15 protein-coding genes are annotated in these 15,923 nt (G+C 67.3%); 5 read left to right on the forward strand and 10 right to left on the reverse strand.

Annotated elements, in window-relative coordinates:
• Positions 1–151: 151 nt before the first annotated feature.
• The 3 genes from ABD260_RS14065 to ABD260_RS14075 form a co-directional block, all read right to left on the reverse strand.
• Positions 152–625 (reverse strand): bifunctional nuclease family protein, encoded by a 474-nt coding sequence (locus ABD260_RS14065; RefSeq protein WP_425553339.1) that lies wholly within the window; start codon positions 623–625, stop codon positions 152–154.
• 152 nt (positions 626–777) lie between these two features.
• A complete protein-coding gene (locus ABD260_RS14070; protein WP_344233923.1) occupies positions 778–1,656 on the reverse strand; it encodes an NUDIX hydrolase in 879 nt (292 codons plus the stop codon).
• 15 nt (positions 1,657–1,671) lie between these two features.
• Entirely contained in the window at positions 1,672–3,804 is a 2,133-nt protein-coding gene (locus ABD260_RS14075) for an RNA degradosome polyphosphate kinase (RefSeq protein WP_425553342.1), read from the reverse strand.
• Between the two features lie 132 nt (positions 3,805–3,936).
• Here ABD260_RS14075 and ABD260_RS14080 point away from each other — a divergent pair, with 132 nt between their 5' ends.
• Positions 3,937–5,115 (forward strand): alpha/beta hydrolase, encoded by a 1,179-nt coding sequence (locus tag ABD260_RS14080; protein ID WP_344233924.1) that lies wholly within the window; start codon positions 3,937–3,939, stop codon positions 5,113–5,115.
• A 224-nt stretch (positions 5,116–5,339) separates the two neighbouring features.
• Here the strand turns inward: ABD260_RS14080 and ABD260_RS14085 are convergent, their stop codons facing one another.
• The 3 genes from ABD260_RS14085 to mshD all read right to left on the reverse strand — a co-directional run bounded on the left by ABD260_RS14085 (position 5,340) and on the right by mshD (position 8,992).
• Complete coding sequence (locus tag ABD260_RS14085; RefSeq protein ID WP_344233925.1) at positions 5,340–5,699, reverse strand: PKD domain-containing protein; 360 nt, start codon at positions 5,697–5,699, stop codon at positions 5,340–5,342.
• 548 nt (positions 5,700–6,247) lie between these two features.
• On the reverse strand, positions 6,248–6,715 hold the full coding sequence (locus tag ABD260_RS14090; RefSeq protein ID WP_344233926.1) for a DUF6318 family protein: 468 nt from the start codon (positions 6,713–6,715) through the stop codon (positions 6,248–6,250).
• 1,347 nt (positions 6,716–8,062) lie between these two features.
• Complete coding sequence (gene mshD / locus ABD260_RS14095; RefSeq protein WP_344233928.1) at positions 8,063–8,992, reverse strand: mycothiol synthase; 930 nt, start codon at positions 8,990–8,992, stop codon at positions 8,063–8,065.
• A gap of 315 nt (positions 8,993–9,307) precedes the next feature.
• On the opposite strand from mshD, the gene ABD260_RS14100 reads away from it, so the two are divergent.
• On the forward strand, positions 9,308–11,095 hold the full coding sequence (locus ABD260_RS14100) for a bifunctional metallophosphatase/5'-nucleotidase (protein ID WP_344233929.1): 1,788 nt from the start codon (positions 9,308–9,310) through the stop codon (positions 11,093–11,095).
• A gap of 109 nt (positions 11,096–11,204) precedes the next feature.
• Positions 11,205–11,513 (forward strand): hypothetical protein, encoded by a 309-nt coding sequence (locus ABD260_RS14105; RefSeq protein WP_344233930.1) that lies wholly within the window; start codon positions 11,205–11,207, stop codon positions 11,511–11,513.
• 16 nt (positions 11,514–11,529) lie between these two features.
• Here ABD260_RS14105 and ABD260_RS14110 read toward each other — a convergent pair whose 3' ends face one another.
• Complete coding sequence (locus tag ABD260_RS14110; protein ID WP_344233931.1) at positions 11,530–12,243, reverse strand: winged helix-turn-helix domain-containing protein; 714 nt, start codon at positions 12,241–12,243, stop codon at positions 11,530–11,532.
• 162 nt (positions 12,244–12,405) lie between these two features.
• Between ABD260_RS14110 and ABD260_RS14115 the strand changes: the two genes are divergently transcribed.
• Positions 12,406–12,645, forward strand: a complete 240-nt coding sequence (locus tag ABD260_RS14115; protein WP_344233932.1) for a MoaD/ThiS family protein — start codon at positions 12,406–12,408, stop codon at positions 12,643–12,645.
• A gap of 50 nt (positions 12,646–12,695) precedes the next feature.
• Positions 12,696–14,060, forward strand: a complete 1,365-nt coding sequence (locus tag ABD260_RS14120; RefSeq protein WP_344234200.1) for a hypothetical protein — start codon at positions 12,696–12,698, stop codon at positions 14,058–14,060.
• Here ABD260_RS14120 and ABD260_RS14125 read toward each other — a convergent pair.
• Genes ABD260_RS14125 through ABD260_RS14135 form a run of 3 tightly spaced genes read right to left on the reverse strand, consistent with a single transcriptional unit; the run spans position 14,023 to position 15,820 of the window.
• Positions 14,023–14,628, reverse strand: a complete 606-nt coding sequence (locus tag ABD260_RS14125) for a hypothetical protein (protein WP_344233933.1) — start codon at positions 14,626–14,628, stop codon at positions 14,023–14,025. The two genes, ABD260_RS14120 and ABD260_RS14125, sit on opposite strands and share 38 nt — an antisense overlap.
• Entirely contained in the window at positions 14,625–15,191 is a 567-nt protein-coding gene (locus tag ABD260_RS14130) for a hypothetical protein (protein WP_344233934.1), read from the reverse strand. Before ABD260_RS14130 ends, ABD260_RS14125 begins: the two co-directional genes overlap by 4 nt.
• On the reverse strand, positions 15,188–15,820 hold the full coding sequence (locus ABD260_RS14135; RefSeq protein WP_344233935.1) for a hypothetical protein: 633 nt from the start codon (positions 15,818–15,820) through the stop codon (positions 15,188–15,190). The genes ABD260_RS14130 and ABD260_RS14135 overlap by 4 nt, the downstream gene beginning before the upstream one ends.
• Between the last annotated feature and the right edge of the window lie 103 nt (positions 15,821–15,923).

Consider the following 15,923-nt stretch of genomic DNA (forward strand, 5'->3'; position numbering starts at 1 on the left):
CGTGCCGACAGGCAGCCAATAGGTGAACTGAGTTAAGAGCGGTGACTCTGCGTATAAGTAAATGCGATTCCGCTCACGTTTTGGTAACGCTCAGCGCACCGGCACCGTGAACGACCGACTCCCGGCGCTCTGAATCGGCACCCCGCGACCGTCAGCTGGAGAAGTCTTCCGGGGCGACGCTGTCGAGGAACTGGCGGAAGCGCTCCAGCTCGGCCTGTTCCTCCTCGGGAGTGGCGACGCCGGCCTCGCGGAGCACCTCTTCGGTGCAGCGGATCGGCGTACCGAGCCGTACCGCCAGCGCCACCGAATCGCTGGGGCGGGCCGACACCCGGGCGCCGTTGGCCAGCACGAGCTCGGCGTAGAACACCGCGTCCCGGAGCTCGACGATCTCGACCGCCTCGATCTCCACGTCGAACGCCTGGATCAGGTCGCGCATCAGGTCGTGGGTGAGCGGTCGCGACGGGCGCAGGCCCTGCTCCTCGTACGCGATCGCGGTCGCCTCGACCGAACCGATCGAGATCGGCAGGTAGCGGTAGCCCTCGGTCTCGCGCAGCATCATCACCGGGGCCCGGTTGGGTGATTCCATCCGGATCCCGATCAGTGTCAGTTCTCGCATCATCGTCATGGTGCGCCCCGAACCTCTCCTCAGACCGGCACCCGGTGGGGCGCCGGTTCCTCGGGTAGGAACATACCCGTCACCCCTAGTGTCACCCGGCCACCCCGTCCGCTGTGCCTGGATCGTCACCGAGCCGTGTCACGGGGACCAGTTCAGGTACCTTACGGTGCTCCGAAGCGTTCGTGTACCAGCCGTCCGTCGGCCAGCCGGTGGGCGACCAGGAACGCTCCAGTGGAGAACTTGCCCACTTTCAGACCGAGCTCCCGGGCCAGTGCGGGGAGTACCGGCCGGTGCGAGCAGACAGCAGTCACCTTGCCGGCTTTCCACGCCCGCTCACCCAGACCGTGCAGTCCGTCCGGAGCAGCGTCGTACCCGCGCTCGGAAATCTCCGGCCAGAGGTGGATGTGCCGATCGATCGCTGCGGCGTACGGCGTGACCGTGGCGACGCACCGCTCGGCGTCACTGCTGATGATGCGATTAACGCCAAGTGCCGCCAGTACGCCGGTCAGGCGCTCGGCTACTGCAGTGCCTGCGCTGTTGAGCGGTCGCACGGTGTCCTTGCCATCCCAGTCTTTCCGTTTCACCGCCTCCGCATGCCGTACGACAACCAGCGTGGCCACTACCGGCACTACACCGTCCAGTGCGTCCAGGATATCCACGTCACGTGGGTAGCTCAGCTTGTTGCGGGCTTTGTCCACTGGTAGCCAGCTGACCTCGTCCACTTCGTCGTTCGGCTCGAAGTCGCGGTCATCCACCGGTACGGCGGACCAGTAGTGCACCAGCTTCTGCGCGGTCCCACCGTTCTTCCGGATGGTGTAGCGCTGCACACCGAGCGGTGGGCCGAGTACTACCTGCAGGCCGGTCTCTTCCTCGATCTCACGCCGCGCACCGAGCAGCACGTGCTCATGTGCGGTCAGCTTGCCCTTCGGCAGCGACCAGTCGTCGTAGCGCGGCCGGTGCACCAGCAACACCTGACGGGTGCCGCGGCGCTCTCGCCAAACGACACCACCCGCGGCGATAACTGTCGCCGGGAGACTCATGCTCTCACCCTAGAACTAGCTGATGGGGTCTATCGCCCGGCGGCGGCCGCGGGAGCGGATCAGGCGTTCCTGCAGGTCACGGAGCGGTTCACCGTCCGGTCCACTCAGTCTGGGCTGCCAGGAGTCGTCGGCCTGCAACCACCACGAACCGGTGCTGTCGTCCATCGCCAGGTCGAACATGTCGCTCAGCTCGGTGACGTGGTCAGGCTCCTTCAGCTGCACCAGCACCTCGACCCGGCGGTCCAGGTTCCGGTGCATCAGGTCGGCGGACCCGATCCACACCTCCGGTTCGCCACCGTTCTCGAACAGGAACACCCGGCTGTGTTCCAGGAAGCGCCCCAAGATGCTGCGTACCTGGATGTTCTCCGACAGACCCGGGATACCCGGCCGGAGCGTGCAGATGCCGCGTATCCACAGGTCGACGGGTACGCCGGCCTGCGACGCCCGGTACAGCGCATCGCACAGCGCCTCGTCGACCAGACTGTTCACCTTGATCCGGATGCGTGCCGGGCGACCAGCGTGGTGGTGCTGGATCTCCCGGTCGATCCGCTCCAGCAGACCACGCCGCACTGACTGGGGTGCTACCAGGATGCGGCGGTAGCCGGCACTGCGGCCGAAGCCGGACAGGTGGTTGAAGAGCAGTGCGACGTCCTCTGTCACGACCTTGTCGCTGGTGAGCAGTCCGAGGTCCTCGTACAACCGGGCGGTCTTCGGGTGGTAGTTCCCAGTACCGATGTGGGCATAGCGGCGCAGTCCGTCTGGCTCGTCCCGCACGACCATTGACAGCTTGCAGTGCGTTTTCAGACCGATCACGCCGTACACGACGTGGCAGCCGGCATGTTCGAGTTGGCGCGCCCACTTGATGTTCGCCTGCTCGTCGAAGCGTGCCTGGATCTCTACCAGTACCAGCACCTGCTTGCCGGCTTCGGCCGCGTCGATCAGTGCGTCGACGATGGGGGAGTCGCCGCTGGTCCGATAGAGCGTTTGCTTGATCGCCAGTACGTGCGGATCGGCGGCGGCCTGCTCGATGAAGCGCTGGACGCTGGTGGAGAACGAGTCATACGGATGATGGACCAGTACGTCCCGCTGTTTGAGCGCGTGGAACATGTCCGCCGGGTTGGCGGTCTCCACCTCGGCCAGGTGCGGGTGCGTGGACGGTACGAACGCCGGGTACTTCAGCTCGGCCCGGTCCAGGCTGGCGATAGTGAACAGGCCACGCAGGTCCAGCGGGCCGGGCAGCTCGAACACCTCTGCCTGGGTGACGCCCAGCTCGGACAGCAACAGTGCCTTCACCTGTGGGTCGATCGACTCCTCGACCTCGAGCCGGACCGGCGGACCGAACCGGCGGCGCAGCAACTCCTTCTCCAGAGCTGCCAGCAGGTTCTCCGCGTCGTCCTCCTCGACCTCGAGGTCCTCGTTGCGGGTCACCCGGAACGTGTGGTGCTGGATCACCTCCATGCCCGGGAACAGCTGGCCCAGGTGGGTGGCGATGACGTCCTCGAGCGGTACGAAGCGCCCCTCCGCGACGTTCACGAACCGCGGCAGCAGCGGCGGCACCTTGACCCGGGCGAAGTGCTCACCACCCGAGCTGGGGTTGCGGACCACAACAGCCAGGTTCAGGCTCAGGCCGGAGATGTACGGGAACGGGTGCGACGGATCGACCGCCAGCGGCGTCAGCACCGGGAAAATCCGGTCCCGGAAGAACCGGGTCATGTCCTCGCGCTCGCTGTGCTCCAGCTCGTCCCAGCGCAGGATGTCGATGCCCTGCTCGGTCAGCGCCGGCTGCACCGACTTCCGCCAGGTCTCCGCGTGCCGGTCCATCAGCTCCCGGCTCTTCGCCAGACTGCGGTCCAGCACCTCACGGGGGAGCAGGCCGCTGGCTGCCTTCACCGCAACGCCGGCCGCGATCCGCCGCTTCAGACCGGCGACGCGGACCATGTAGAACTCGTCCAGGTTGCTCGCGAAGATGGCCAGGAACTTGGCCCGCTCCAGCAGCGGGATGCGATCGTTCTCCGCCAGCTCCAGCACGCGCTGGTTGAACGTCAGCCAGCTCAGCTCCCGATCGGAGAACCGGTCCGGGGGAAGGTCGCCGGCCGCACTGATGTCGTACGGCGGTTCGACGTCGTACTCCCGGTTGTGGGATGCCAGCAAGTCTCCAGCCACGCTGACCAGGATCGCACCCTTTGATGAACATGGGGTAGCCGTCCGCGCGTTGGCGGATGTGACGTTTTCGTTGCCTCCGGACCGCTACCGGGGCCATCGTTGCTAGCGTCACTCCTTGTGAACCCACGACTGGACTCGGTACTCCGCGACACGCTGACGGCCGCTCAGGCCAACGCGCTGACCCCGCTGTACGCCCTGCCCACCGCGGTCCGCCGCCGCCTGGCCGGCCGGCCGATCCAGATCGACGGGAACACCCTCGACCCCGAGATCCAGCTCCTGCTCCGGCTGGAAAACTTGTTGCCACACACAACCAAGACGGACCCCGCCGGCGCCCGCACGCACTTCCGCAACCTGTGCAAACTCATCACGGGCAACCCGGCCCCCTTGCTCCGAGTCACCGACCTGACCGTCCGAGGCGCCGACGGCCACCTCGCTGCCCGCCTCTACATCCCCCGCCCCACCACCGCGCCCCCCACAACCTCGACCCCCAGCACCTCGGCCCTCACCGCTTCGACCCCGGAGGACACCGCTTCCGGCGCCGCATCGGCCGGTGGGTCCCGGCGCGCGGCTCGCGGCTCGGACGGACCGGATGGGCTGCTGGTGTACTTCCACGGTGGTGGCTGGGTGGTCGGCGACCTGGAAACCCACGACGCGCTCTGCCGCGCGCTCGCCGCCGACTCAGGCGTACGCGTCCTCGCCGTCGACTACCGCCGCGCCCCCGAAGCACCCGCCCCGGCCGCCGCCGAGGATGCGATCGCCGCCTTCACCTGGGCAGTCGACCACGCCGAAGACCTCGGCGCCGACCCCGCCCGGGTGGCAGTCGGCGGCGACAGCTCCGGCGGCAACCTCGCCGCGGTCGTCGCGCAGCAGTGCGTACGCCGCGATCTCCCGCTACCCGCACTCCAGGTCCTCATCTACCCGGCCCTGGACCTGGTAGCCCGCCGCCCCAGCCGGGACCTGTTCTCCGACGGCTTCATCCTCACCGAAGCCGACATCATCTGGTACCGCGACCACTACACCCCCGACCCCACCCTCCGCCCCGAACCGATCGTCTCCCCACTCCGCGCCGAAGACCTCACCGGCCTCCCCCCGACGTACCTCACCACCGCCGGCTTCGACCCCCTCCGCGACGAGGGCAACGAGTACGCCGAAGCCCTCAAGTCAGCCGGCAACGCCATCACCCACGTCCTCCACCCCACCCTCCCCCACGGCCACGCCAACCTCCGCACAGTCCCCGGCACCACCCAAGAAGCCCACCACCACCTGACAAACCACCTCCGCACCGCCCTCCGGTAACCCGGAACTCCACCTGCGGCAACCCCGTGGACAACTTCGACGCCGTCCCGGCCAGCTGTCAGCTGCCGAGCTCACGCCCGGCTGTCGGGCCGAGGTCGACCCACGATGTAGGAGCGTTTCCGCCATATACGGGGCAAAACTCGCCAGGTTCCAGCGGAAAACGCTCCAACTGGGTGGCGTGGGAGGAGCTCCAGGACCCAGGAGCGGTGGTCTTAGTCGGCGGCTCAGCGTTCGGGATCGACCAGGACCGGGATCGCTTCGTGAATGGCGAGGGCGGTGGGCGGTCCGGTGATCGGTACGGTGCCGGGGACGTACTGCCAGCCGGTGCCGGCCACGTTGTAGCGGGCGGCGTAGCTGGTGGTGACCGTCAGCCTGACGTTGCCGCGCCTGAGGTACTTATGGATGATCTCTTTCCCGGGGTACGCCTTGCCGGGCGTGCTGGTCGTGAGCGCGGGCGTCCCGTCACCGAAGCGCCACGTGTAACTGATGGGCGTCGCTTGCACCTCCACCGGAAACCCCAGCAAGGTGACCGTCGTATTCGAAACCTTGCTGTCATCGGTGTAGACGTTGGTCTCCAGATTCACCAACGTACGATCCTCCGGCTGCACTTTCACCGTCAGCCCCGGAAAAACCACACTCTTCGTCTCCGCAAGCACCTGCTCCCAAGTAACATCCCGCGGCCGAACCCGAACCACCTCCGGCGGCACCGTACGCACCACCCCCCGAGCCCCATCCGGCACCACCGGCTGACACCGATCAGGCCCAAACACACTCCCATCCACCTGCACCCGCCCACAAATCCCAATATTCAGCTTGAGGTCGGTACGGCCACGCGGATCCACCCCCGTGTCCTCTCTCGAACGGGGAGGGGCTGACTTGATGCCTTTTGGATTCGTGGACGTCTGCTTCGGTCGACTGTGCTGACGGCCGCCGAGACGACTCGAGCCTTTGGCCGTAGCACCTTCTCTGGTCAGATTGACGTCTACCTCCGGGGGCGGGGCAGGCGTTGAGGCAGTAGATCGGGCGATGTGAGGGGCGCGTGGATGCGCGGTGGCGGCCAGGACGCTGCTTGGAACAGCCGCCATTGCGACCGGCAAGGCGGTGATCGCAGCGACCGCGCCAACAACGCGCCTCATTGCTTCACGAGTTTCATCTCGTACATGACCCAGTTGCCGCCCTGCGCTGACAGGGCAAACTCTCGTGTGTACTTCGCGGCCTTCAAGTTGATCGGGCTGGCGCCTGCCGATTGCTTGCTGGTGTAGGCGCCGATCGCCACGGTTGCGGACCCACCGAGCCGCCCGTTCTCGCCGCGGTACAGCTCCGGGATGTCGGTGACTCTTTCGAGATAGTCACCTTGCAGGAGGCCGTTGGAGGCGTTGGCCTGCTGGACAAACTTGGCATATGACTTGCAGTTTTCGCACCCGGCTTCACTGCTGCTGAGCATAGGAGCGGTGTCGCCAGTCGCAGACGCGTAATTCAGCAACTCGCTGTAGTAACGAATGAATTTGTCGGCCGCTGCAAGAGTCAGTCCGTTGGCGGCTGCAGGGCGGTCCGGCGGTGCGCTCGGGGTCGGTGGTGAAGACGGTTGGGATGTCGGCACGATCGGTGTGCTTGCCGGGGCGCCCGTCGACGTGGACGGCGGTGGGGCGGTGTTTGGGTGGCCGGCTTTGGGGTTGGGGGTGCAGGCGGTTAGGAGGGTGGTGGTGGTTAGGCAGGCTAGTAGGGCCTGGGTGGGTTGGTTGCGGAATGTCACGAGTGTCTGCCCTCCGTAGTCAAATTGATCGTATCGGGAGGGTGGGGCGGGCTCTATGTCAAAAGGTGCAGGTTGTGGATAACCCGCGGCGACGGCGCGTAGGTGGCCGGGGGATGAGCTGTTGGGGGTGGCGGAGGCGGTGGGTCGGCGCGGCTGGTCGAGCTCGCTGATCGGATGGATCGTCGCCGTGCCGTGCCGTGCCGTGCCGTGCCGTGCCGTGCCGTACGTGCCGTACGTGCCGTGCCGTACGTGCCGTACGTGCCGTGCCGTGCCGTACGTGCCGTACGTGCCGTGCCGTGCCGTGCCGTACGTGCCGTACGTGCCGTGCCGTGCCGTGCCGTGCCGTGCCGTGCCGTACGTGCCGTACCTGCCGTGCCTGCCGTCCGGTGCCGTCCGGTGCCGTCCGGTGCGGTGTCGTGTTGGCCGTGGGGTTGGCGGCGGGGTTGGGTGGGGCGGTGGGATTGGGGGCCAGGAGCCGTCCGGCTGGGGGGTTAGAGGCTCGGGCGGCTCCTGGCTGATGGTGGGACGGGTGGGGTGGGGGAGTTATGACGCGGGGTGAGGGGGTGGATTCGCTGTGATGTCGTTCACAGGGGTGCTTGGAAGTGGTGCTGCAGTGGGATGAGCGAGGTCTCGTCGGGCTGAGCTGCCGGAAGGTGTGTGTTTGCACCGGGTTGGGTGGGTGCAGGCTGAGCCGCCCGAAGCCGCCCGAAGCCGCCCGAAGCCGCCCGAAGCCGCCCGAAGCCGCCCAGAGCTGTCCAGAGCTGCCCGAGCCGTCCGAGCTGCCCGGGGCTGCCCGAAGCTGTCCGAGCTGTCCGAAGCTGCCCAGGGTCGTCCGAGCTACCCAGGGCTACCCAGGGCTACCCAGGGCTACCCAGGGCTACCCAGGGCTACCCAGGGTTGCCCGAGCTGCCAGAGCTGCCCGAAGCTGCCCAGGGCTGTCCGGAGCCGCCCGGAGCCGCCCGGAGCCACCCGGAGCCGCCGGAGCCGCCCGGAGCTGTCCGAGCTGCCCGAAGCTGCCCAGGGCTGTCCGAAACCGTCCGGAGCTGTCCGGGCTGCCTGGAGGTGTGCGTGTGCTGGGGCGTCTGGAGGCGGGCTGCGGTGAGTTGCTCGAAGGTGGGGCTGTGTTGAGTCGGCTGGAGGTGGGTCTGCGGCTAGTCGTCTGGAGGGGGTGATGGTGGGTGGGCGTGGGTGGGGTCACGCGGGGGTGGCTGTGGGGGGTGTGGTGGGGGCGTATTGGACGTCTAGCGTGGCGGTTTTGAAGCCTAGGTGGGTGTACAGGTTGCGGGCTGGGGTGTTGGTGCCGTCTACGTAGAGGACGATGGTGTCCAAGGAGCGGGTGGTTTGTAGGTGGTGTAGGCCCTGGAGGGTGAGGGCCTTGCCTAGGCCTAGGCCCTGGTGGGTGGGGGAGACGCCTACTACGTAGACCTCGCCCACGCCGTCCTCGATCTTTGTCCAGTGGAAGCCGGCCAGGGTGCCGGTGGAGTCGACGGCGAGGAAGAAGCCTTCGGGGTCGAACCAAGGTTGGTGGAGACGTTCGGCCAGGTCCTTGGCTGTCCAGGAGCCCTGTTCGGGGTGGTCGGCGAAGGCCTGGGCGTTGAGGTCCAGCCACGCGGCGTCGTCCTGGCCGGGGACGAAGGTACGGACGGTGATGCCGTCCGGCCAGACCGGATCGGGCAGGTCGGCGCGGGTGCGGCGGAGGAAGTACAGCTCGCGGGTTACTTCCAGGCCGAGGCGCTGGGCGAGTTCGTCCGAGCCGGGCAGGCGGCCGTGGGCCCACACTCGGGTACGGGGGCCGCCGTGGTCCAAGAGCATGCGCAACAAGGCCGTACCGAAACCTTGGCGGCGGTGGGTGGGTGCGACGAACAGTTCGGCTGAGCCGTCGGGGGCCAGGGCGGCGTACCCGGCCAGGTTGCGGGCGCTCTGCAGGCCGGAGACCTCGATGGTGCCGGGGTCGCCCTCGTACGCGAGGACGTGGACGTCGTCGGGGTGTTCGCCGTCCAGGTGCAGCAGAGTGCGTTCGGAGAGCGGGTTGACGCCGTCGCTCTGCGCGGCGGCGTGAGCGAGCTCCGTGACGGTGGCGGCGGTGGCCGGGGGCAACGGTGAGGGTACGGCTTCGAGGGTCACCCGAATACCGTAAAAGGTCGGGTCGAGTTCATGCTCAGGTCCTGGCGAGGTTGAGCTGCCGCCGGTACCTTGCCCGGAACCGCGGATGATTCCGCGCCACCGCCACCGCGTCGCCGAAAGGCCACCGCGACCGTGCCGCCCAGAGGCGACCACGTCGGCGGTCCCGAGAGGGCACTGCTACCGCGGTGCCGAGAGGACGACGGAGAAGACATGGCTCTGACAGGACGAGACGGAGCGCGGCTGGGGGGACGGCGCGTGGTCGGACTGCTCGCCGCCGGATCTGCCGTGGCGCTCGCCTTGGCCACGGGGGGATCCGTGAGCCAGGCAGGAGCCGCGCCGCAGCAGGCCGCCGCGACCCAGCAAGCCCAGCAGGCACTGCAGACCCAGCAAGCCGCCGCCGCACAAGCAGACCAGGCGCAGGCAGACCAGGCGCAGGCAGAGCAGGGTAAGAAGCCGAAGCCCACGCACACCCAGATCCAGCTGCTGGCGATCAACGACTTCCACGGCAACCTGGAGCCGGCCACCGGTTCGGGCGGCAAGGTGAACGACATCCCGGCCGGTGGCGCGGCGTACCTCGCGACGCACCTGAAGCAGCTGCGCGCCGAGGCGAAGGCCAAGGGCCAGGACTCGGTCACGGTCGCCGCTGGTGACCTGATCGGCGCCTCGCCGCTGCTGTCGGCCGCGTTCCACGACGAGCCGACGGTGGAAGCGCTGAGCGGGATGGGCCTCGAGGCCGCGTCGGTGGGCAACCACGAGTTCGACGAGGGCTGGCAGGAGCTGCGCCGGATGCAGACCGGCGGCTGCCTGCCGGACGGCGACGGGCAGAACAACCAGAACTCGTGCCCGGACCCGAAGCACCCGTTCCAGGGCGCGAAGTACAAGTACCTGTCCGCGAACGTGTTCCTGGACAGCACCCACAAGCCGCTGTTCGCGCCGTACACGATCAAGACCTTCAAGGACGGCAAGAAGGTCGGCTTCATCGGCATGACGCTGGAGAACACGCCGAACATCGTCACCGCGGCCGGCGTCAAGGGCCTGAGCTTCAAGGACGAGGTCGAGACCGCGAACGCGCTGGTCCCGGAGCTGAAGAAGCAGGGCGTGAAGTCGATCGTGGTGCTGCTGCACGAGGGCGGTTTCCCGGCCGACCCGAAGGCGTACAACAGCTGCCCCGGGATCTCCGGCCCGATCGTCGACATCAACGCCGGCCTGGACCCGGAGATCGACGCGATCATCTCGGGTCACACCCACCAGGCGTACAACTGCTCGCTGCCGGACAAGGCGGGCAAGCCGCGGCTGATCACCAGCGCGTCGTCGTTCGGCCGCCTGGTCACCGAGGTACGGCTCAGCGTCGACAACTCCACCGGTGACGTCGACCGGGTGAACACGCTGGCGAACAACCAGATCGTCACGCAGGACGTGGTGCCGGACCGGAAGACCAGCGACCTGATCGCCAAGTACAAGAAGCTGGTCGCGCCGATCGAGAGCAAGGTGATCGGTCACATCACCACGCCGTCCGTTGTGCGTACCAACGACGACTCGCTGGAATCGCCGCTGGGCAACCTGATCGCCGACGCGCAGCTGGCCGATCCGTCCGTGGTGTCCGGCGGGAAGAAGCCGGTGGTCGCGTTCATGAACCCGGGCGGCATCCGCGCCGATCTCGCCTCGAACAACGGCGAGGTCACCTTCGGCAAGGCGTTCACGGTGCAGCCGTTCAACAACTTCCTGGTCTCGATGGACATGACCGGTACGCAGCTGAAGGCCCTGCTGGAGCAGCAGTTCTCCGGCGTGAACGGTCCGGAGGCGGCGAAGTACAAGGTGCTTCAGGTCGCGGGGATCACCTACACCTGGAACCCGGCGGCCGCGGCCGGTTCGAAGATCGTCGCCGGTTCGGTCAAGATCGGTGGCCAGCCGCTGGTGGACGGTACGTCGTACCGGATCGTCACGAACAACTTCCTGTCCGACGGCGGTGACGGTTTCCCGGCCTTCACCACCGCCACGAACAAGGTGTTCGGCGGGCTCGACATCGACGCGTTCGCGAGCTACCTGACCGCGCACGACCCGTACACGCCGGTCGCCACCGACCGGATCTCGATCGGTTCCTGACCTGTTCCCGGGGCGCTGGGCGGGCCGTCCGCCCGGCGCCCCGGAGAGTTTTCGCTCCGGCCGGGGATGCTGGTACCTTGCGTACTCAAGTACTTACGGAAGGTGAGCGATGGCGCACGTTGCTCCGACTTCGCATCGACGGCCCGCGCGCGCGTCGCATCGCGGACATCGCAGCGATGACGGATCGATCCAGGTCACGAGCTGGCTCGGCCTGGCGTTCGCGTTCGTCGTCGGGTGGATCCTGACGGTGCAGTCGCATGTCGGCGTCCACGCCGCCGGGGTGACGTTGCTGGTGATGCTGGTGCCGGTGACGATCGGCACGTTCGTGACCGGGTTCCGGCAGGGGCTCGGCTCCTGGAAGGCCGCGCTGCTGGCCGGTGCCGGGCTCGCGTTCACGCTGCTCAAGTTCTTCTTCTGAGCAAGCCTCGGAGCGGTCAGGACTTGGCTTCGGCCGGTTCGCGGGTACTCGGCGCGGGCGGTGCGACGAAGCGGTACCCGACGTTCCGGACCGTACCGATCAGCGACTCGTGCTCCGGGCCGAGCTTCGCGCGCAGGCGGCGTACGTGCACGTCGACCGTCCGCGTACCGCCGAAGTAGTCGTACCCCCACACTTCCTGCAGCAGCTGCTCACGGGTGAAGACCCGCCCCGGGTGCTGCGCGAGGAACTTGAACAGCTCGAATTCCTTGTATGTCAGGTCGAGCGCGCGCCCGTTCAGTTTGGCCGTGTACGACGCCTCGTCGATCACCACGTCGCCGCTGCGGATCAGCGTCGACTCCGGCTCGACGTCACGGGTCGCGGCGAGCCGGCCGATCACCAGCCGGAGCCGGGCCTCGATCTCGGCCGGGCCGGCGGTGTCGAGCATGACGTCGTCGGCGCCCCAGTCCGCGTTCACCGCGGTCAGGCCGCCCTCGGTCACCACCAGGATCAGCGGTACGTCGATGCCGGTGGTCCGGATCAGCCGGGACGCGGCCCGGACGGCGACCAGGTCGCGGCGGGCGTCCAGCAGGACGGCGTCCGCGTCCGGCGCGTCCACGAGCGCGGAAACCTCGGGCGGCAGAATCCGGATCTGGTGCGGGAGCAGGGCGAGCGAGGGCAGCACCTCCGTGGAGGCCTGCAAAGCATTCGTCAGCAGAAGTAACGTGCTCACGCCGTCTCCTGGTGCTGATCATCGGATCTTGACGATGCGACCCGGTCCTTTTGCACGTCAGGCCCCGACGGCGTCGTTGCCGGGGGCCTGGGACACACTGGGTAGTAACAGCAAGCTGACATAATAGCGGATGACTTGACCGATGAGTGAGGCGCGGACCAGATGCCGGAAGTGACCATCAGGTACTTCGCTGCCGCGCGTTCGGCGGCCGGGGAGTCGTCGGCGACCGCTGAGGCGAGGTCGATCGGTGACCTGGTGACGACGGTTTCGACCGGCCGTCCGGAGCTGGCGCGGGTGCTGTCGATCTGTACCTTCCTGCTCGACGGGGAGCGGGCCGACTCGAGCACGCCGCTTACCCAGGGTGCTCTCGTGGACGCGCTGCCACCGTTCGCCGGCGGCTGACCGCGTCGAGGTGGTTGGCACCACCCAAGAGGTAGATTCCTGCCGTGGCGATGGAGTCGGGGACGCTGCTCACAACAGTGGGGCGCGCGGGGGTCCTGTTCGGCAAGGCCTGGCCACGCCTTCTTGCGGTCTTCCTGGTCGCACAGTTGGTGCACCGGGGACTGCAGTGGGTAGCGGTGCAGGCAGGAGCCAAGGCAGAAGCAGCCGGCATAGCGGTACTGGCACTGCTCGTAGTTGTGTCACTCGCCATGTACGTCAGCATGTTCCTGGTACTACGCGGCGAGCTGCCCTTCCACCGCCGAGCCGTGGCAGAGGGCGTACTCGCACCGGATGGGGTGGAGCCGGGTAACGAGCACAAGCCGCTGGATGCGATCGCTGCGGCGCTGCTGCCGTTCCTGGCGTTCTACGCGGCGTACAAGTTCCTGCAGAACGAGGCGCTCGACTACGAGTACCGACTCGCGGTGCACCAGGCGAACGAGACGGTGGCGACCGTACTAGGTGGTGGCACGGTCCCGCAGCAGTCGGAGGGGCTGCAGTCGTTGTCCACGTGGCTGTTCCTCGGCCTGGGCATCACGGCGTACCTGCTCCGCTTCGTGTTCAAGAAGTGGAAGAAGGACAAGGAGGGCCCGGTACGGAAGTTGTTCGTCACGTACCTGGAGGCGCTGTGGATCTTCGTGGTGGCGTACCAGGCGTCGTCCGTGATTCCACCACCGATGACCTGGCTGAAGGAGCGCGTGGCCTGGCAGTGGCTGCACGACGGGTACGCCTGGGTGCTGGACCACGTCCTCGGGGTCAATCAGGTCCGTGAGGTGTGGGATGCGGTCACCGGGTTCATCACCGCGGGCATCGGCGACCTGTGGAGCGCTGCTGTACTTCCGCTGATGTGGATCACCATGACCGCGGTCATCTACGGCAGAGCCCTGCAGAAGCTGGAGAAACCACGCTGGCGGTTCGACCGGATCACCAACCGCTGGCAGCAGACCCCGCGGATCGTACGGGTTGCCGGTAACTCTGTGGTCGCCGACTGGAAAGACCGGTGGACTCCGGTGATGGATGCGTTCCGGCTGGTCGTCCGGTCCGGCCTGCGACCCATGCTGGGGTACTTCCTGGCCTGGGCGGTCGTGACGTTCGCGGCCAGCGCGGTGTGGATCGTCCTGAAGCTGTGGGTGCTCGGGCCGCACACGCTGCAGTTCTGGATGGTTATCGACGAGCCACTGAACCTGGTCACCGACGGACTCAAGATCATGCTCCAAGTCAGTCTGCTGGCTGCCGCGTACGACCGGATGATCGGCGGGCTGGCCGGCTACCTGACTCCCAGGACCCGTGCGGTGCACAGCCAACCGGCAGGGGACCAAGGCGTGACCGACCTGAGTGCAGCTACCTCGGGAATGCCAAGTACTGAGGGAACTTCGTAGCCCAGGTGATCGTCGGTTGCACGCTGCCGGCGACAGAGGTGGGTACGACGAAGATCGCTACTGTTTCGAACGGCTTTCCGGCGACCGGCTTCAAGTAGTACTGACCAGCTGCGCCACGCCAACTAGCCGGCTTGTCGTCGGAACCACCAGTGCAGCCGGTGGGGCGGTCCTGGAAGTCGTCGGCGACCTGCGTCTCGTCCCACACCCTTCCGTCCGGTGCACGCAGGTGTAGCTGACAACCACCTAGTCCATCCAGTGCGGACAGCTTGTCTACCTGCAGCCGGTAGTACACGCGGATGCGCGTAGTGCCCTGTGGCAGTACGTCTTGTTGTCCGGTCTGGTTGGGCTGGGGGTTCTCCTGGATGCTGGCGTCGTACCAAGTGGCTCCGTTGTACGCAGTACCGCCCGGCGAAACCGTCACGGCGTCACGGGCCTCAGCGTCGTACCAGGACTTGTAGTCGCTCCTGGTAGTCCACCAGCCCGCCAAGGGGATCGCCAGCACCAGTACGGCGAAGGCGATGCGGTTCCGCCGGAACCAGCCGCGGCGGGCGCGGCGCGCGCCGGTCACGTGTCACTCGCAGCGGTCAGTGCCACCACGTCCTGCAGAGGTGGGGCGTCGGAGCCGAGCGGGACGGTCACCTGTGGTTCCAGGTCGTTCAGGATCGACTTCTCCATCACCAGCAATGTTGCCCCCGGCACCTTGTCGGCGGGCATCTCGACCACGAAGGAGCCGCGGACGGGGATGTCCGGCGCGAACTCGGTGCTGGTCAGGTCGACCTGGTCGAGACCGCTGCGGTTCGAACCGAGGTACGTGACACCGTCAGCGGAGCGGATCCGGACGTCGGCGATGTGCATCGGCTCGCGAGTCGCGGTGACAGACGCGTCCACGACGACGAAGTCGGTCAGCGAATCCCGGTCCGGGGTCGTGTGCGGAATCCGGAGCTTCTTGCCGATCCGGATGGCGTCGACGGTCAGGTCGAAGCGCGGCGTCTGTACGGCGCGGCCGATGATGCCGCGGACCGGAGTGGGCTGCTGGATGTCCTTCTGCGTCGGCGTCACCCGGTACAGGCCGACGATCGCGACCAGGACGGCGAGCGTCAGGCCGGCGTTGAGCAGTCTGCGGGCGGTCACTTGATGTTGTCCTTCACCGGGACCGTGCTTTCGGCGGCGAGCTTGTCCTGCGACCACTTGTCGTGATGGTCGAGGATCGACTCCCCGAAGCTGTAGCCCTGCACGGTGAGCTGGACCTTGGCGGGCAGCTCGGTCGCCTTCGGCAGCTTCCAGACGTACGCGACGTCCTCGGCCGCGTCGGGGGTGAGGACCGGGTTCGTGGTCTGGTCGCGGAGGTTGGTGGTGCCGAGCGGTGGTGCGGTTTCGTCGACGCCGGGTACGCCGATCAGGCGGATCAGGTCGAGTGGTGGGGTCGTGCCGGTGGAGTCGGTGACCTTGAGTTTCGTCACGACCGCGATCAGTGCGCCGCCCTGGTCGGGGGTGAACAGCGGCTTCAGGTCCTTCACCGTGACGACGCGCTGGATGGTGACGTCGAAACGGCCGGCGTCGATCGCGGTACCGGCTGTTACTTGTGGGGTTTCCTCGCCGGCCTTCTTCAGTCCGCCGAAGACCGCGGAGACGGCGAGGAGCAGTACTGCCGCGCCGATCACCCAGGTACGGACCGATCGGCCTCGTACCTTCAGATCCTTGAGCTCCGGGAGCGCTTCCGGCTCCTCCTGCTCAGACCCCCCGGTCCCCGTTTCCTGCACGACGGCAGCGTAACCAGCCAGAGGGCCGCTCCGTGGCCAGCCTGCCGCGGTGGTTCAGCTATCTGCGGTGGTCCAGGTGTCTGCGGTGGTCCAGGTGTCTGCG

Origin of the sequence: Kribbella hippodromi, from assembly GCF_039531045.1 — a bacterium.
Classification (GTDB): domain Bacteria; phylum Actinomycetota; class Actinomycetes; order Propionibacteriales; family Kribbellaceae; genus Kribbella; species Kribbella hippodromi.